At 66.0% G+C, this 16,891-nt stretch carries 14 protein-coding genes; 11 read left to right on the plus strand and 3 right to left on the minus strand.

The annotated features are described in order from the left end of the window. Positions 1–33 precede the first annotated feature (33 nt). The 5 genes from NX782_RS08105 (at position 34) to NX782_RS08125 (ending at position 5,286) form a co-directional block, all read left to right on the plus strand. Positions 34–930 (plus strand): PLP-dependent cysteine synthase family protein, encoded by an 897-nt coding sequence (locus tag NX782_RS08105; protein ID WP_258844936.1) that lies wholly within the window; start codon positions 34–36, stop codon positions 928–930. Positions 931–999: 69 nt separating this feature from the next. Then, the gene (locus tag NX782_RS08110) at positions 1,000–2,967 is read left to right on the plus strand and encodes a CocE/NonD family hydrolase (RefSeq protein WP_258844937.1); all 1,968 of its coding nucleotides are present in this window, start codon (positions 1,000–1,002) and stop codon (positions 2,965–2,967) included. Between the two features lie 74 nt (positions 2,968–3,041). Beyond that, a complete protein-coding gene (locus NX782_RS08115; protein ID WP_258844938.1) occupies positions 3,042–4,583 on the plus strand; it encodes an ATP-binding response regulator in 1,542 nt (513 codons plus the stop codon). A gap of 22 nt (positions 4,584–4,605) precedes the next feature. Next, a complete protein-coding gene (locus tag NX782_RS08120) occupies positions 4,606–5,127 on the plus strand; it encodes a flavin reductase family protein (RefSeq protein WP_370661778.1) in 522 nt (173 codons plus the stop codon). Positions 5,128–5,142: 15 nt separating this feature from the next. After that, positions 5,143–5,286, plus strand: a complete 144-nt coding sequence (locus NX782_RS08125; RefSeq protein WP_258844940.1) for a hypothetical protein — start codon at positions 5,143–5,145, stop codon at positions 5,284–5,286. 3 nt (positions 5,287–5,289) lie between these two features. Here the strand turns inward: NX782_RS08125 and NX782_RS08130 are convergent, their stop codons facing one another. Continuing rightward, complete coding sequence (locus NX782_RS08130; RefSeq protein ID WP_258844941.1) at positions 5,290–5,964, minus strand: GntR family transcriptional regulator; 675 nt, start codon at positions 5,962–5,964, stop codon at positions 5,290–5,292. Positions 5,965–6,263: 299 nt separating this feature from the next. On the opposite strand from NX782_RS08130, the gene NX782_RS08135 reads away from it, so the two are divergent. The 5 genes from NX782_RS08135 to NX782_RS08155 all read left to right on the plus strand — a co-directional run bounded on the left by NX782_RS08135 (position 6,264) and on the right by NX782_RS08155 (position 12,254). Beyond that, positions 6,264–7,799, plus strand: coding sequence for a Rieske 2Fe-2S domain-containing protein (locus tag NX782_RS08135; RefSeq protein ID WP_258844942.1), 1,536 nt, complete (start codon positions 6,264–6,266; stop codon positions 7,797–7,799). Between the two features lie 17 nt (positions 7,800–7,816). After that, the gene (locus NX782_RS08140; protein ID WP_370661773.1) at positions 7,817–8,812 is read left to right on the plus strand and encodes a PDR/VanB family oxidoreductase; all 996 of its coding nucleotides are present in this window, start codon (positions 7,817–7,819) and stop codon (positions 8,810–8,812) included. A gap of 55 nt (positions 8,813–8,867) precedes the next feature. Then, a complete protein-coding gene (locus NX782_RS08145) occupies positions 8,868–9,731 on the plus strand; it encodes a class II aldolase/adducin family protein (RefSeq protein WP_258844943.1) in 864 nt (287 codons plus the stop codon). A 134-nt stretch (positions 9,732–9,865) separates the two neighbouring features. Continuing rightward, on the plus strand, positions 9,866–11,176 hold the full coding sequence (locus NX782_RS08150) for an MFS transporter (RefSeq protein WP_258844944.1): 1,311 nt from the start codon (positions 9,866–9,868) through the stop codon (positions 11,174–11,176). A 13-nt stretch (positions 11,177–11,189) separates the two neighbouring features. Continuing rightward, positions 11,190–12,254, plus strand: coding sequence for a porin (locus NX782_RS08155; RefSeq protein WP_258844945.1), 1,065 nt, complete (start codon positions 11,190–11,192; stop codon positions 12,252–12,254). Positions 12,255–12,300: 46 nt separating this feature from the next. Here NX782_RS08155 and NX782_RS08160 read toward each other — a convergent pair whose 3' ends face one another. Both NX782_RS08160 and NX782_RS08165 read right to left on the minus strand, forming a co-directional pair. Beyond that, positions 12,301–12,840 carry a DUF6438 domain-containing protein gene (locus NX782_RS08160; RefSeq protein ID WP_258844946.1) on the minus strand — a complete coding sequence of 180 codons (540 nt, stop codon included), beginning with the start codon at positions 12,838–12,840 and terminating at the stop codon, positions 12,301–12,303. Next, positions 12,837–14,204 carry an amino acid permease gene (locus NX782_RS08165; protein ID WP_258844947.1) on the minus strand — a complete coding sequence of 456 codons (1,368 nt, stop codon included), beginning with the start codon at positions 14,202–14,204 and terminating at the stop codon, positions 12,837–12,839. Before NX782_RS08165 ends, NX782_RS08160 begins: the two co-directional genes overlap by 4 nt. 232 nt (positions 14,205–14,436) lie before the next feature. Between NX782_RS08165 and NX782_RS08170 the strand changes: the two genes are divergently transcribed. Beyond that, entirely contained in the window at positions 14,437–16,860 is a 2,424-nt protein-coding gene (locus NX782_RS08170) for an outer membrane beta-barrel family protein (protein ID WP_258844948.1), read from the plus strand. Positions 16,861–16,891 lie beyond the last annotated feature (31 nt).

A 16,891-nucleotide genomic window follows, 5' to 3' on the forward strand; every position in this document is an offset into this window, starting at 1 on the left:
GTTTCCTTGTGGCAATTAAAACAAGGAGAAAGCATGCAATCCCAAGTCAAGGCATCGGTCATGGAGGCGATCGGCGAGACCCCCGTGGTCAGGCTCGGCCGGCTGTTCCGCGGGGCGAACGTGGTCGCCAAGCTGGAGTACATGAACCCCGGCGGCAGCATCAAGGACCGCATGGTGCGGCACATGCTGCGCCAGCGGCCGGCGGACACGACCCACGTGGTCGAATCCTCGTCCGGCAATACCGGCGCGGCGCTCGCCATGGCCAGCGCCGTGCTGGGCCTGCGCTGCGACGTGACGGTGCCGCGCACCACCAGCACCGAGAAGGTCAGGCGCATCGCCGCCTATGGCGCCGAGGTCCACCTGTGCGACCCCGACGATTACCATGCCGCCGCCGAGCGCCTGGTGGACGAGCACGGCGCCCATTACCTGGACCAGTACTGCACGCCGCTGAACCGCGAAGCGCACTACCGCGACACCGGCCCGGAGCTGTGGCGCCAGCTGGCCGGCGAGCTCGACGTCTTCGTGTGCGGGGTCGGCTCGGGCGGCACCATCTCCGGCATCGGCCGCTACCTGAAGGAGCAGAACCCGCGCGTGCGCGTGATCGGCGTCGAGCCGCTGCATTCGTCCTACCGCAAGCTGGTCACGGACGCGCCGGCGGACGGCAGCTTCAGCACCGTGGTCGAAGGCGTCGGCAAGCGCCAGCCCTCGCAGAGCTTCGATCCCAGCGTGGTCGACGACGTGGTGCAGGTGAAGGACGCCGATGCGCTGGACTGGTGCCGGCGCCTGGCGCGCGAAGAGGGCATCCTGGCCGGCGGGTCCAGCGGCTGCGTGGCGGCGGGGATCGCGGCGCTGCTGCCCAAGCTGCAAGGCCAGCGCATCGCGACCGTCTTTCCGGATTCGGGGGCGTTCTACCTGTCGAAGTATTTTTGACTGGCAGTCATAAATCCCCAGCCTTATACTCGTGCTTTTGTCATTTCGCCAAGGACCACCAGGACCCTTATGAACCACCGCCGCCGTCTCCCGCTCATCGCGCTGTCGCTGTCTCTTGCTTTCAGCGGCGCCCACGCCGCTGCCGCCACGCAAACGGCCGCCGCCGATGCGCCGGCCCCGCAGCGCGAGCTGCGCGCCAGCTATACCAAGTACGAGTACCGCATCCCGATGCGCGACGGCACCAGGCTGTTCACGGTGGTCTACGTGCCGAAGGACGCCTCGAAGAGCTATCCCTTCCTGATCAACCGGACGCCCTACAGCGCCGGCGTGTACGCCGAGGGCGAGCTGCGCTACGGCGAGGACTGGTATCCGGCGCAGATCGGTCCGTCGAAGGAATTCGAGGACGCCGGCTACATCTTCGTCAAGCAGGACGTGCGCGGCCGCTATATGTCCGAGGGCAAGTGGGTCGAGATGACGCCGCACGTGGCCGCCAGGCGCGCCGCCGGCGAGGGCCAGGAAAGCCAGGACATGTACGACACCATGGAATGGCTGCTCAAGCACGTCCCCAACAACAACGGCAAGGCCGGCATCTACGGCATCAGCTACCCCGGCTTCTATACCTCGGCCAGCATCATCGATTCGCACCCGGCGATCAAGGCGGCCTCGCCGCAGGCGCCGGTGACCGACCTCTACATGGGCGACGACTCCTACCACGGCGGCGCCTTCATGCTGGCGGCGAACTTCGGCTTCTACGCCAACTTCGTCGAACAGAAGAACCCGACCAACGGCGCGAAGAGCCGCGAGCGCTTCGACTACGGCGCTGCCTCCGCCTACGACTTCTTCCTCAAGCACCAGACCATGCCGAACATCCTCGGCACCCTGAACGACGGCCAGCGCGCCTACCTCGCGCCGACCATCGAGCACGACACCTACGACCAGTTCTGGCAGAGCCGCGACATCTCGCGCCACCTGAAGAACGTCAAGGCGGCCGTGCTGACGGTGGGCGGCTGGTTCGATGCCGAAGACCCGCAGGGCCCGTTCACGACCTACCAGGCGGTCAAGAAGTATAACCCGGGCACCTTCAGCGGCCTGGTGATGGGCCCCTGGGTGCACGGCGGCTGGGCGCGTTACGACGGCCAGCAGCTGGGCCACGTGCGCTTCGACAGCAAGACCGGCGAGTACTTCCGCACCCAGATCCAGTTCCCGTTCTTCGAGCAGCACCTGAAGGGCGTGAAGCCGGCCAAGGCGATCGCCGAGGTGACCGCGTTCGAAACCGGCTCCAACGTCTGGCGCCAGTACACGGCCTGGCCGCCGGTGCAGGCCAAAGCGCGCACCCTGTACTTCGCGCCGGGCGGAAAACTGAGCTGGACCCAGCCCGCTGCCGGCGCCGCGGCCCCGTCCGATTACGACGAATACGTGTCCGATCCAAAGAAGCCGGTGCCCTACATCGGCTATGCCACCACCGACGTGCCGCAGGAATACATGGTATCGGACCAGCGCTTCGCCGCCAGCCGTCCGGACGTGCTGGTCTACCAGTCCGAGGTGCTGGAAGAGGACGTGACCGTGGCCGGCCCGGCGACGCCGAAACTGTTCGTCTCGACCACCGGCACCGACGCCGACTGGGTCGTCAAACTGATCGACGTCTACCCGGCCGAGTACCCGTCCGGCGGGGAGAAGCAGCGCGGCCGCGATGTCGGCGCGCCGCAGACCAGCCTGGCCGGCTTCCAGCAACTGGTGCGCGGTAATCCGCTGCGCGGCAAGTTCCGCAACAGCTTCGAGAAGCCCGAGCCCTTCGTGCCGGGCAAGGTCGAGGCGATCAGCTACCACCTGGGCGACGTCAACCACACCTTCCGCCGCGGTCACCGCATCATGGTGCAGGTGCAGAGCTCCTGGTTCCCGCTGGTCGACCTGAACCCGCAGACCTTCACCTCGATTCCGAAGGCGAAGCCGGAAGACTTCAAGGCGGCGACCCAGCGGGTGTATCACGCGGCGCAGACGCCGTCCGGTCTGCAGCTGCTGGTCATGCCGACGCACTGAAAAGGTGCGTTCGGTTAGAATGGGCGGGATCTGACGATCCCGTCCCATCCCCCGCCTTGCAAAGCGCAGTCCACGTGCCGATTTCATCTCCTTTCCGCTCCACCAGCCGCGTCTCCGCCTACCTGTTGGCGCTGCTCGGCGTGCTGCTGGCGACCCTGGTCCGCTACGAGATGGGACCGGTGTTGGGCGGCACGATCCCGGTGGTGCTGTACACCGTGCCGGTGGCCCTCGCCGCGCTGCATGGCGGCTTCGGCCCGGGTCTGTTCGCGACACTGACCGGTGCGCTGGTCAGCGATTTCCTGTTCATCGAGCCGGTCTATCGCTTCAGCCTCGAGTCCCAGTCCAGCGTGGTCGTGATCCTCAGTTTCCTGGTGACCGGCCTGACCATCAGCTATTTCGGCCATCGCATGAAGACGCTGCAAGGCAGCCTTGCCGAGCAGGCCAGCAAGCTCGCCGCCGCCAACCGCGAACTCGAACAGAGCGACCGCCGCAAGGACGAGTTCCTGGCGATGCTGGCGCACGAGCTGCGCAACCCGCTGGCCGGCATCAGTACCGCGGCCGAACTGCTCAAGCGCGCGCGCGACGCCCAGCCGCGCACGGTGCAGACCGGCGAGATCATCGGCCGCCAGGTCCGCCACATGACCAAACTGGTCGACGACCTGCTCGACGTCTCGCGCGTCACGCGCGGGCTGGTCATGATCGAAAAGAAGGCGGTCGACCTGAAGGATGCCGTGCAGGGCGCGGTCGAGCAGGTCAAGGCCTCGCTCGCGGCCAGGCGCCAGCACCTGACGCTCGACCTGGCCGATGGCGACATTCTCGTGTGCGGCGACCGCATCCGGCTCACCCAGGTCATCAGCAACCTGCTGGCGAACGCCAGCAAATACAGCCCCGAGGAGCGGACCGTGAGGGTCGTGCTGCGCGCCACGGCGGAGCAGGTCGAGCTGGCCGTGGCCGACGACGGGCAGGGTATCGACGCCAGCCTGCTGCCGCACGTGTTCGACCTGTTCGTGCAGGCCGAGCGCACGCCGGACCGCGCGCAGGGCGGTTTGGGAATCGGCCTGGCCCTGGTCCGGCGCATCGTCGAACTGCATGAAGGCAGCGTGACGGCCCACAGCGACGGCGCCGGCAAGGGCAGCCGCTTCACGGTCGCCCTGCCGCGCCTGGCGCGGGCGGCCGGCAGCCCGGAAGGCAGCCAGGGCGCGGCGCCGGCCCAGCCCATGCCGCAAGGGATGCGCATCCTGGTCGTCGACGACAACCAGGATGCGGCCGACACCGTCGCGCTGCTGCTGGAGGCTTGCGGCCACAGCGTGTCGGTCGCCTATGGCGCGGCTGCCGCGCTGGCGCGCGCCGGCGCCGAACGATTCGACGCCGTGATCCTCGACATCGGCCTGCCGGACACCGACGGCCGCGCGCTGTGCAGAACGCTGCGCGCCAGGCCGCAACTGCGCGGGACGGTCTTCATCGCGCTGTCCGGCTATGGCCAGGAGCAGGACCGGCGCGCATCGATGGAGGCCGGGTTCGCGCGGCATCTCGTCAAGCCGGTCGACACCGGCGCATTGATCGAAGCCCTTGGGGCAGGAAGAGGAGTGGAGTTTGAACCGACGCATCGCCATTGAACCAGCCAAGGCCTACCGCCTGATGAATCACGGCCCGACCGTGATCGTCACCAGCCACCACGGCGGGCGGTCCAACATCATGTCGGCGGCGTGGTCCATGCCGCTCGACTTCAATCCGCCCAAGGTGGCGGTGGTGATCGACAAGTCGACCTACACGCGCGGGCTGATCGAGGCCTCGGGCGAGTTCGTGCTGAACATCCCGTCGCGTGCGCTGGCGCGCCTGACGGTCGACGTCGGCAACGAATCCGGTGCGGACGTCGACAAGTTCGCCGCGAATGGCATCGTGGTCGGCGCCGGCAGCGTGGTGCGGGCGCCGCTGGTCGAGGGCTGCCTGGCCTGGCTCGAGTGCCGCCTGATTCCGGAGCCGCACATCCAGCAGACCTACGACCTGTTCCTGGGCGAGGTGGTGGCGGCATGGGCCGACCCCGCCGTGTTCGACGGCGCGCACTGGACGATGGAAGAGGGCGGCAAGCGCAGTATCCACTACGTCGCCGGCGGCCATTTCTTCGAGACCGGCGACGCTTTCGACGTCGGCGCCCCCTAGACCGATTGCTTCCCCATGCACCGCACCGTATTGTCCCTGCTGTTTGCCGCCATCCTGTTCCGCGACCTGGATGTGGCGCTGCGCTGGTACACCAAGGCTGCGCAGCAGGGCAATGTTTTCGCGAAGGACCACCTGCGGCTCATGTTCACGCCGCGCTAAGGCTCAGGCCACGCGGTCCTTCAGCACTTCCGCCAGCCGCGCCACCAGGTTCTGCCGCGCCTCGGTCGCATGATGCTCGGACATCTGCACCGCGTGCGCGACGTCGCCCGCGGCGATCGCCTTCGCCATGGCCTCGTGCTCGTCCCAGATCGCCTCGCGCTGGCCGGCCGACTGCAGCACCGCGCCCATCACGCGGCGCAGGTGCACCCAGTGGAATTGCGTGGTCTCGAAGATCAGCGGATTGCCGGATGCTTTATAGATCGCGGTATGGAAGGCGATGTCGGCGTCGATCATCGCCTTCACGTCCTTGCCGCGCGCGGCCTTGCGGCCCCGGGCGATGATGTCCGGGTCGATCGTCGCCTTGCGCTCGGCGGCCAGGCGCGCCGCCAATGTGTCCAGTGCGCCGCGCACCTGGTACAGGTTGCCGATCCATTCCGCATCCAGTTCCGCGACCAGCACGCCGCGGCCCGGCGCATCCTGCACCAATCCATCCTTCTTCAGGAGCCGCAGCGCCTGCAGCACGGGCGAACGCGACACGTCCATCTGCTCGGCGATTTCCTCCTGGGTGATGCGGGCGCCGGGCGGCAGCGAGCCATCGCTGATGGCGTCGAGCAGCGACTGATAGACCTGGTCCACGAGGTCGGGACGTACCTGGATTTTCGATAGTTGTTTGAGCATGTTTTCACCTTTGTATTCAGTATACGTCACGTCGACTTGAAGTCACAAGCGGGGCGCCGCCCTGAGGAACAGGCGCGCACGGTTTGCTAAAAAATATTTGACAGCGCCTGCAAACGGGTGGAGACTGTATTCTGTATACAGAACACGAAGCGTGCGACGTGCTAGCAGGAAAGCTGATTTAATGGTTCAGCAGTTCCGACCACGAAGCGCAAAAAATTTTTGCCAGTGCGCTTTGTATACAGAATACGGAACACGGTTGCACGCATGATGCAGCCCCATCAGCCAGAGGAGACACAGGAATGAATACCCGCGACAAGACCGCAGAAGCCGCAGCCCCGCAACAGCCCGTCGTCAAGAAGCTGATCCCCTTCGGCGGCTATCACACCAACAAAGTACCCGGTCACGATCCGGAGCTGACCGAAGTCGGCCCGGGCACCCCGATGGGCGAGTACATGCGCCGCTTCTGGCATCCGGTCTGCATGTCGATGGAGCTGACCGACACCCCGCACTTCTTGAAGATCCTCGGCGAGGAACTGGTCGCCTTCCGCGATGGCGCCGGCCGGATCGGCCTGCTGCATGCGCACTGCGTTCACCGCGGCGCCTCGCTGGAGTACGGCGCGATCCAGGAGAAGGGCATCATGTGCTGCTACCACGGCATGGTGTTCGACATCGACGGCAGCTGCCTGCACGTGCCCTTCCCGAAAGGCGAAGAGAAAGAAGCCGAAAAGTACGCCTGCTCGATCAAGCAGGGCGCGTATAAAGCCTTCGAGCGCAACGGCCTGGTGTTCGCCTACATGGGCCCGCCGGAAGAAGAGCCGCCGTTCCCGGAATGGGAGGGCAACTTCACGGTGGCCGAAGGCGACGAGCTGGTCCCCTACAGTAACTTCCAGCACTGTAACTGGCTGCAGGTGCAGGACAACGCCGCCGACAACTTCCACCCGACCGCGCTGCACGCCGCCAAGAACGTCGTCAACAAGCAGTTCCAGGGCACGACCTTCGACGAAGTCGGCGCCGCCTCGATGGAAGTCGCGCCGGACATGCAATTCATCCCGGTGCACGGCGGCCGCGGCCTGGCCTGCGCCGGCGCCCGCCGCGTCAACAAGGACAAGCTGTTCGTGCGGGTCCAGCACCAGGTGCTGCCGAACCTCAGCCTGCACGCCTACACCTCCGAGGATGGTTCGAACAAGAAGCTGTTCAGCCGCTTCCACATCGTGCGCTGGACGGTGCCGGTCGACGACGTGAACTCGAAGATGATCGGCTGGCGCGTGATGGGGCCGGGCATCGACACCCGCGGCATCGGCCGCAAGGACATGGTCGGCTACGAGACCATCGACTTCCTCGAGGGCCAGGTGGCGATGCGCCGTCCGGAACGCTTCGGCAAGTTCAAGCTCGAAGACATGCCGCCGATCCCGTCGGACCACCGCGCGCGCGCCAATTACAAGGAATGCCAGTACGCGCCGGGCGACTACGAAGCCATCATCAGCCAGCGCCCGATCGCCGTGCACGCGCTGGAGAATCCGACCAAGTTCGACGCCGGCGTGTTCCTGTTCCGGAAGATGCTGCGCGACGCCGTGCGCGGTTCCAACCCGGCCGCCGGTCCGCAAGCCTTCGCCCAGTGGCTGCGCGATAACGCCGCGGCGCCGAACAGCTACTGCTCGGGCAATGTGCTGGAAGTGCCGGAAGGCGCCACCGTCGAGGAAGAAGTGGCGCGCCGCCGCCACGTGACGCGCCAGATCGTCGCCATCCTCACGCAGAGCGAAAACCTGAAGGGCGAGGAACGCGCGTCCTTCGTGCGCGAAAAATTCGACGAACTCGAACAGTCGACCAGGCAGTAAGCCGGTGGAGGCGGAACATGGAAATGACCCAGACCCATATCATCAGTCGCGACCAGTCCAAGCTGTCCTTGCTGGTCAAGCAGATCCGCTTCGAAGCGAACGGCATCAACTCCTATGAGCTGGTCCATCCGCAGGGCGAGGAACTGCCGCCGTTCAGCGCCGGCGCCCACATCGACATTATTCTTCCGAACGGGATCGTGCGCCAGTACTCGCTGTGCAACTCGCCGGGCGAGCGGCACCGCTACGTGATCGCCGTGCTGCGCGACGAGAAGGGGCGCGGCGGTTCGAAAACCTTGCACGATGCGCTGCGGGTGCAGGACCTGGCCCAGGTCTCGGCGCCGCGCAACAACTTCGCGCTGGTGCCCGAGGCGAAGAAGGTGATCCTGCTGGCCGGCGGCATCGGCGTGACGCCGCTGAAGTCGATGGCGCATGCGCTCGACCAGGCCGGCATCCCCTTCGAGCTGCACTACTGCGCCCGCAATCCTGGCTGCGCCGCCTTCCGCGAGGAGCTGGGCATCGCCTGGCAGCACGGCAAACTGGTGCACCACTTCGACCACGGCCAGCCGGAGCAGGGCCTGGACATCGCGGCCCTGCTGCGTGAGCCGGAACAGGGCACGCACCTGTACTACTGCGGCCCGGCCGGCTTCATGAAAGCCTGTGCCGAAGCGTCCAGCCACTGGGCCGCCGGCACGGTCCACTTCGAGCACTTCAAGGCGCCGGCGCCGGCTGCCGATACGGCGGCACTGGCGCCGGGCGCCTTCATGGTGAAGATCGCCAGCAGCGGCGCGATGCTGGAAGTGCCGGCCGACCGCAGCATCGCCGACGTCCTCGAGCAGAACAACATCCGCATCGAGACCTCGTGCCAGGCCGGCCTGTGCGCGACCTGCAAGATCCGCTATCTCGAGGGCGAAGTCGACCACCGCGACTACATCCTCGGCGACGACGAACACGGCCAGTTCCTGACCGCCTGCGTCTCGCGCGCCACCAGCCCGGTGCTGGTACTCGACCTGTAAGCCCTCTCGTCATTCCCGCGGAGGCGGGAATCCAAGTATCCAAGGAGACATCATCATGCTGGACAAAGTCAAACAGATCGCCCCGGTCGAGGCCGAGCGCATCGCCAAGTCGCAACAGGACGCGCTGCGCTCCATCTACCACCCGCGCCAGGCGGACGTGATCTATCCCGAGATCCCGTCCTTCGACGATCCGGCCCAGGAGCGCCGCCACCGCAAGGAACGCCTGGTCGCCGCCTGCCGCGCGTTCGCCCAGCACGGCTTCGACTACGGCTTCGCCGGCCACCTGACGGTGCGCGACCCCGAGCATCCGGAGCTGTACTGGACCAACCCGATGTGCGTCCATTTCTCGCAGGTGAAGGTGTCGAACCTGATCCTGGCCGACCACCAGGGCCGGGTAGTCGAAGGCGAGTATGCGATCAACCGCGCCGGCTTCGTGCTGCACGCCGCGGTGCACGAGGCGCACCCGGACATCGTCGCCATGTGCCATGCGCACACGGTGTACGGCACCGCCTTCGCATCGCTGGGCCGCGAACTCGATCCGATCAGCCAGGATGCCGCCGCTTTCTTCGAAGACCACGTCGTGATCCGCGAAGAAGCGGGCCAGGTGGCGGTGGAAGAGAAGGCAGGTATGGCGGTGTGCGACTGGTTCAAGGGCGTGAAGGCGGCCATCCACCAGAACCACGGCCTCCTGACCGCCAGCCGCCACAGCATCGAATCGGCCGCGTTCTGGTTCATTGCGCTGGAGCGCTGCTGCCAGCAGCAGCTGATGATCGAAGCGACCGGCATCAAGCCGGTGCTGGTGCCGCCGGACCGCTCGCGCTACAGCCGCGAGCACGTCGGCAGCGAGTACATCGGCTGGCTGCACTTCCAGCCGATCTGGGACCAACTGAAGAATACGCAGCCCGATATGTTCGATTGAGTATCCCGCTGCTCCATTGTTTCACGCCGCAGACCACAGGCGGCGAATAGCAGGAACGCCAGACCACGGACGCGGCATCCACGAGATGCCGCCATAACCGGGCACGTTTCATAACCATATCTGGAGACAAAACAATGCTGAGCTCAACCAAAGTCGCCGTAGGCGCAGGCACGACCGACGAAGCCTCGAAGGCATATTCGAAGGTCGCGTGGCGCCTGCTGCCGTTTCTATTCCTGTGCTACGTCTTCGCCTACCTGGACCGCGTCAACGTCGGCTTCGCGAAGCTGCAGATGATGTCCGACCTCGGCCTGTCCGAGGCCGTCTACGGCATGGGCGCCGGCGTGTTCTTCGCCGGCTACCTGATGTTCGAAGTCCCGAGCAACATCATCATGCTGAAGGTGGGCGCCCGCAAGTGGATCACCCGCATCATGCTGACCTGGGGCGTGATCTCGGCGGCGATGATGACCGTTTCGACGCCCGCCAGTTTCTATGCGCTGCGCTTCCTGCTGGGCGTGGCCGAAGCCGGCTTCTTCCCGGCCATCCTGCTGTACCTCACCTACTGGTTCCCGGCCGGCCGCCGCGGCAAGGTCACCGCGCTGTTCATGACCGGCATCCCGATGTCGGGCGTGATCGGCGGACCCTTGTCCGGCCTGATCATGGGCACGATGGACAACGTGGGCGGCTACCACGCCTGGCAATGGGTGTTCGTGCTGGAGGCGATCCCGACCATCATCCTGGGCGCGATGGCCTGGTTCTACCTCGACGACAAGGTCAGCGACGCCAAGTGGCTGGACGAGCGCGAGAAGTCGCTGATCGAGCACGAGCTGGCCCAGGACAAGCAGGGCACGCACCTGCATTCGCTGCGCGACGGCCTGGTGAATCCGCGTGTCTGGCTGCTGAGCGGGATCTACCTGTTCTACACCATGGGCCTGTACGGCATCAGCTTCTGGCTGCCGACCATCATCAAGGCCAGCGGCGTGTCGAGCGCCTTCGACATCGGCATGCTGACCTGTATCCCTTACGCCGCGGCGACGGTCACGATGATCCTGGTCGGCCGCAGTTCGGACGTGCGGCGCGAGCGGCGCTGGCACCTCGCGCTGGCCGGCGTGGCGGGCGCGGTCGGCCTGACCTGGAGCGCGGCCTACGCCGACAACACCGCCATCGCGATGCTGGCGCTGACCCTGGCGACGATGGGCATCATCACCACGATCTCGCAGTTCTGGCTGCTGCCGCCGGCCGTGCTGACCGGCGCCGCCGCTGCCGCAGGCATCGCGCTGGCGAACTCGGTGGGCAGCGTGTCGGGCATGATCGCCCCCTACATGCTGGGGGTGGTCAAGACCATGACCAACAGTACCAACGCCGGCGTGATCGCCATCGCCGTTTGCCTGTTAGTTGGCTGTGTGCTAACTTTTGCCTTACCGGCCAAGGCCGTCAACCCAAAATAAACTGGAGACCTGGATGAAGAAAAAGTTGATCGTATCGGCTTTGCTTGCAGGCGCATCGCAACTGGCTAGTGCTCAGAGTAGCGTCACCATCTACGGGATGATCGACATGGCCGTCGTCCGCGAAAGCGGCGGCACGGCCGGGCCGATGACCAAGGTCACCAGCGGCACCACCGGCGGCTCGCGCCTCGGCTTCAAGGGCACCGAAGACCTGGGCAACGGCCTGAAGGCGCTGTTCCTGCTGGAGAATGGCTTCCAGGGCGACACCGGCACCGCCGGGCAGGGCGGCCTGATCTTCGGCCGCCAGGTCTACGTCGGCCTGCAGGGCGGCTTCGGCACGGTGCTGGTGGGCCGGCAGTACACCCCGCACTACCTGGTGCAGGTGTTCGCCGACCCCTTCGGCTCGGGCTGGGTCGGCGACACCAAGAACCTGCTCGGTACCACCGGCAATTCGTTCAGCCGCATGGACAATACGGTCAAGTACCAGTCGCCAGTCGTCAGCGGCTTCAGCGCCGAACTGGTGGCAGCGCCCGGCGAAGTGTCCGGCGACAGCGCCTCGGGGCGGCAACTGGGCGGCTCGCTGGCCTGGGCCAGCGGCCCGCTGCAGGTGCGGGCCGGCTACCACAACCGCAACAACAACACTGCGACGGTGACGGGTACCGAGAACGCCAAGAACTGGGTGCTGGCCGCGGTCTACGACTTCGGCAAGTTCAGGCTGCACGGGCTGTACGACTGGAATCGCGGCCTGAACAGCTCGGTGCTGCGCAATACGGCGAATCCTTACGGGCGGCCAGCGATTGCGTCGACCGACAGCCGGGATGCGATGGTCGGCCTGTCGGTGCCGTTCGGGGTGCATGCCTTGCTGGCCTCATACGTCTACAAGGACGACCGGACTGCGTTCAACCAGGATGCGTCGCAGATTGCGATCGGCTACCGGTACACCTTGTCCAAGCGGACCGACTTCAACATTGCCTATGCGAAGATCGATAACCGCCGTGGGGCGAGTTATACGGTGGGTAGTGCGATTGAGTCGGGGACGGGGGATCGGGCGGCGATGGTGGGGGTGCGGCACGCGTTTTGAACGGCTCGGCGGGCAGGTAGCGGCGGTGCTGTATTCGCCGATGGCGCTACTTGTCCGTCGCCGGGTCGAACACCAACGGGCGGGTATTTGCTAGCAGGTCGATGGTGTCCGCGAGCCAGTTCAACGCCTCGGCAGGAATGGTCGGTCCGCGACATCCGTGGTAGAGCGCGACGGTCTTGTTTTTTTCCTGATCGACGACACGGATCGACAGCCCGGATTGGTCCGTCCATAGCGCCTCGCAGCCATCCTCTTTCGACACGTAATGATCCTTCAGCGACCAGAATCCCGAACGTGTCAGCACGGATGACAGCAGTGCGATATCGGCGGGGGCGAGGCGAATCGGGTGTGTACCGTTTGCCTTGACATGCTCCTTGCCGATGAAGCTGCCCTTGCCGTCGCGGCCGATCTCGACGGCGTACACGGGGCACGACCCATAGCAGGCATTTCTCTCGAGCCGGAGCGTGTCGAAACCCACGGCCACCTGCGCCGGCGCCGGGGGCTGTGACGGCGGCGCGCCAGGTTCGCGCCGGCAACCGGCCAGGGTCAGCGCAAGCAGCGCTGAAAGCCAGAGGGCCTGGCGCATCATGTCGCGCTTGCAGCCGGTACCTTGCCGCGCTGCCTGATCCGGTAGCCGACGCCCAACACCACCAACCACACCGGAATCAGATACACGGACACCCGCATCTCGGGCGTCAAGAACATAATCACCAAAATCCCCGCCAAAAACGCCAGGCAAAGCCAATTCGTCAGCGGATAGAAAGGGCTGCCAAAAACAGGACGAACCCCCTGCGCCGCCTTCGCCTGCCGGAACCGCAGATGACTCCAGCTGATCATCGCCCAGTTGATCATCATCCCGGCCACGGCCAGTCCCATCAGCATGCCCAGCGCCTTGCCCGGCAGCGCATAGTTGACGGCCACGCAGATCACGGTCGCGACGGCGGACACGCCCAGCGACACCAGCGGCACGCCGCGCTCGTTCACCTTCAGCAGCGCGCGCGGCGCGTGGCCTTGGGTGGCCAGGCCATACATCATGCGGCTGTTCGAGTACACGCAGCTGTTGTAGACCGAGACCGCGGCGGTCAGCACCACCAGGTTCAGTACGTGGGCGACGGCGCCGGCGTCCAGCGCCTTGAAGATCAGGACGAACGGGCTGGCGCCGGGCTGGATCTGGTTCCAGGGGTAGAGCGAGAGCAGCACCGCCAGCGAGCCGACGTAGAACACCAGGATGCGCCACAGCGCCTGGTTGGTCGCTTTCGGGATCGACTTCGACGGGTTGTCAGCTTCCGCCGCGGTGATGCCGATGACTTCCAGGCCGCCGAAGGAGAACATCAGGACCGCCATCGACATCACCAGGCCCTGGATGCCGTGCGCGAAGAAGCCGCCGTGCTGCCACAGGTTGGCGACGCCCGCCTGCGGCCCGGCGCCGCCGGAGAACAGCAGGAAGATGCCGTACAGGATCATCGCGACGATGGCGACCACCTTGATGACCGCGAACCAGAATTCGGTCTCGCCGAAGGCGCGCACGTTGAACATGCTGATGGCGTTGGCGAACACGAAGCAGCCGAGGGCCGAGACCCAGGTCGGTATCTCGGGGAACCAGTACTGGACGTAGATGCCGACCGCGGACAGCTCGGCCATGCTGACTAAAACATAGAGCACCCAGTAGTTCCAGCCGGTGAGGAAGCCGGCGAAGCGGCCGCAGTATTTGTCGGCGAAATGGCTGAACGAGCCGGCCACCGGTTCGTCGACCATCATCTCGCTGAGCTGGCGCATGATCAGGAAGGCGACCAGGCCGGCCACGGCATAGCCGAGCAGGATCGAGGGGCCCGCCATCTTGACGGTTTCGGCCACGCCGAGGAAGAGCCCGGTGCCGATCGCGCCGCCGAGGGCGATCAGCTGGATGTGCCGGCTCTTGAGGCCGCGCTTGAGGTGATTTTCGTGGAGCGCCATCGGGTCCCGCCTTTGCTGATATTGCCTAAAAGACAGGAATAATAATCCATGCGTGGATTCGGCGGGGAGAATATCGGCGCGGCGCGTGGCACCGCTGTGTATTTACTTATGCAAAGAAATGTAAGGACCGGCAACTTTCTCGGCCGTTCGGGTATTCTTCACGCTTCGCTCGCCCGGCACCGCGCCCGGTCGGCGCATCAGAGACACGTTCAACGCCACGACAATCAAAAAGATGAGCCATTCTCCACGCAAGCGCACCCCGGGTGCGTCCCGGCGCCGCCGCGCCCATTACCTGGCCCTGGGCCTGGCCCTGTGCGAACTCGCCGCGCTGCGGCCCGCCCTGGCCCAGAGCGCCGACGGCGCCCAGGCGGGCGCGCCCGCCGCATCCAGCCCGGCCGCCACCTCGGGCCAGGCCGCAGGCCAATCGGCGGACGGCGGCAAGATCCAGTCCATCAAGGTGGTCGGCGAACGCCCGACCAACCGCATCGACCGCCAGGTCTATGACGTCAAGAACGACGTCAACAGTTCCAACGGCAGCGCCGCCGATGCGCTCGGCAACGTGCCGTCGGTGTCGGTCGACCCGGACGGCACCGTCTCGCTGCGCGGCAGCACCAACGTCCAGATCCTGGTCGACGGCAAGCCGTCCGCCATGCTGCAGGGCGATAACCGCGGTCCGGCGCTGCAAGCCATGCCGGCCGAGGACATCGACTCGGTCGAGGTCATTAACAACCCCGGCGCGGAGTTCGGCAACGACGGCGGCGGCGGGCCGATCCTGAACCTGGTGATGAAGCGCTCGCGCCGTCCCGGCGGCTTCGGCGTGGTCAATGCCAACTACGGTTCCGAAGGGCGCTACAACTCCGCCCTGAACGGTCAGTACAACACCGGTCGCTGGGGCGTGCAGGGCGGCGTCAACGTGCGGCGCGACGGCCGCGACTCGACCGTCGAAACGACGCGCGACCGCGAAGACCCGCGCACCGGCACCGTCCAGCACACGACCCAGACCGGCAGCAGCAGCGGCCTGAACGACAGCGCCGGCCTGCGCGGCCAGATCACCTACAACCTGGGCCAGGACGATACGCTGGAAGCCAACCTCGGCTACATGAAGCGGTCCAACGACAACTTGTCGAGCGACCATTACACGGTCGCCAACGGCGACGTGCCCTACAGCGACTACATCCGCACCGCCAAACGCAGCGGCGACAACACGAATTCGATGTGGGGCGCGCGCTGGGACCACAAGGGCGAGAAGCTGGGCGAGCTGTTCCGCATGGACTTGCGCGTCTCGAACAGCGAGAACAACGCCGACAGCCGCTACGACAACGCCTACCTGATCGCCCCCGTGCGCGCGATCGATCCGAGCCTGCCGTTCTCCGGCATCGATACCGGGAGCCCGGACGCCGGCAGCCTGCAGGACAACGCCACCAAGGTGAAAATCGTCGACTACACCGGCGACTACGAGACCCCGCTGGAAAGCGGCGCCATCGTCAAGCTGGGCTACAAGATCGTCGATACCGACAGCCAGTTCGACTACCGCTACTTCAACTTCGACCCAAGCACCGGCGCCGCGCTGCCGAACATGCGCCGCACGAATGCTTTCGAAGTCGACGAGCGCGACGTGGCGCTGTACGGCTCCTACCAGTGGCGCCTGAACGAACGCTGGGGCGCGCTGGTCGGGCTGCGGACCGAGTACACGCACATGGACCTGGACCAGATCACGTCCGGCATCAACGCGAGCAATAATTACGTCAACTGGATTCCGAGCGCTTTCGCGACCTATAAACTCAGCGACACGTCGAATCTGCGCTTCGCCTACGCGCACCGGATCCGGCGCGCCACCGGAGCCCAGCTGAATCCTTTCGTCGTCTACCAGGACGAATTGAACGAGTCGCGCGGCAACCCGAACCTGAAGCCGGTGCAGACCGATTCCTTCGAGATCGGCATTGAAACCAAGGCCGGCGGCCTGGACGCCAACCTGCGCGCCTACTATCGCGCCGACCGCGACATGATCCGCAGCCGCCAGACCGTGGTCAACGATGCGATCCTGCTGACGAGCTTCGAGAACGGCGGCAGCAACCGCGCCGGCGGCCTCGAATTCACGCTCAGCGGCAAGCTGACGCCCAAGCTGTCGATCAACACCAGCGGCAATCTGGCCTTCACCGAGCAGGAGCAGGTCGACATCCTGGGCGGCGAATACAAGCGCACGGCTTCGTCGCTGAGCGTGCGCGGGCGCCTGAACTATCAGCTGACCCCGCAGGACGTGCTGCAGGTGATGGTGAACGCCCAGGGCAAGACCCTGGCCGGCGCCGGCTACCGCGAGCCGATGTCGACGCTGAACCTGAGCTACCGCCGCAACATCACGCCGGCGCTGAGCCTGGTGCTGAACGTGACCGACGTGTTCCGCTCGCAGAAGGTCGAGACCTTCACCGATACGGCTTCGCTGCAGGAGCATTCGATCCGCCGTTCGGACGGGCGCATCGCTTACCTCGGCTTGTCCTACCGCTTTGGCGGCGTGCAGGGTGCGGGCAATCGCCGCCGCGACGAGCGCGGACCGGATGGCGAAGGCTGGCGTGGCGGTCCGCCGCCGGGTGGTCCTGGCGGCCCCGGCGGGCCGGGCGGCTTTGGCGGCGGCCCGGGCGGGGGTGGTCCCGGCATGTAAGCAGGTTAAGCAGGTCGCCGGCGCGCACGCG

Origin of the sequence: Massilia norwichensis (genome assembly GCF_024753245.1) — a bacterium.
Taxonomy (GTDB): Bacteria; Pseudomonadota; Gammaproteobacteria; order Burkholderiales; family Burkholderiaceae_D; genus Telluria; species Telluria norwichensis.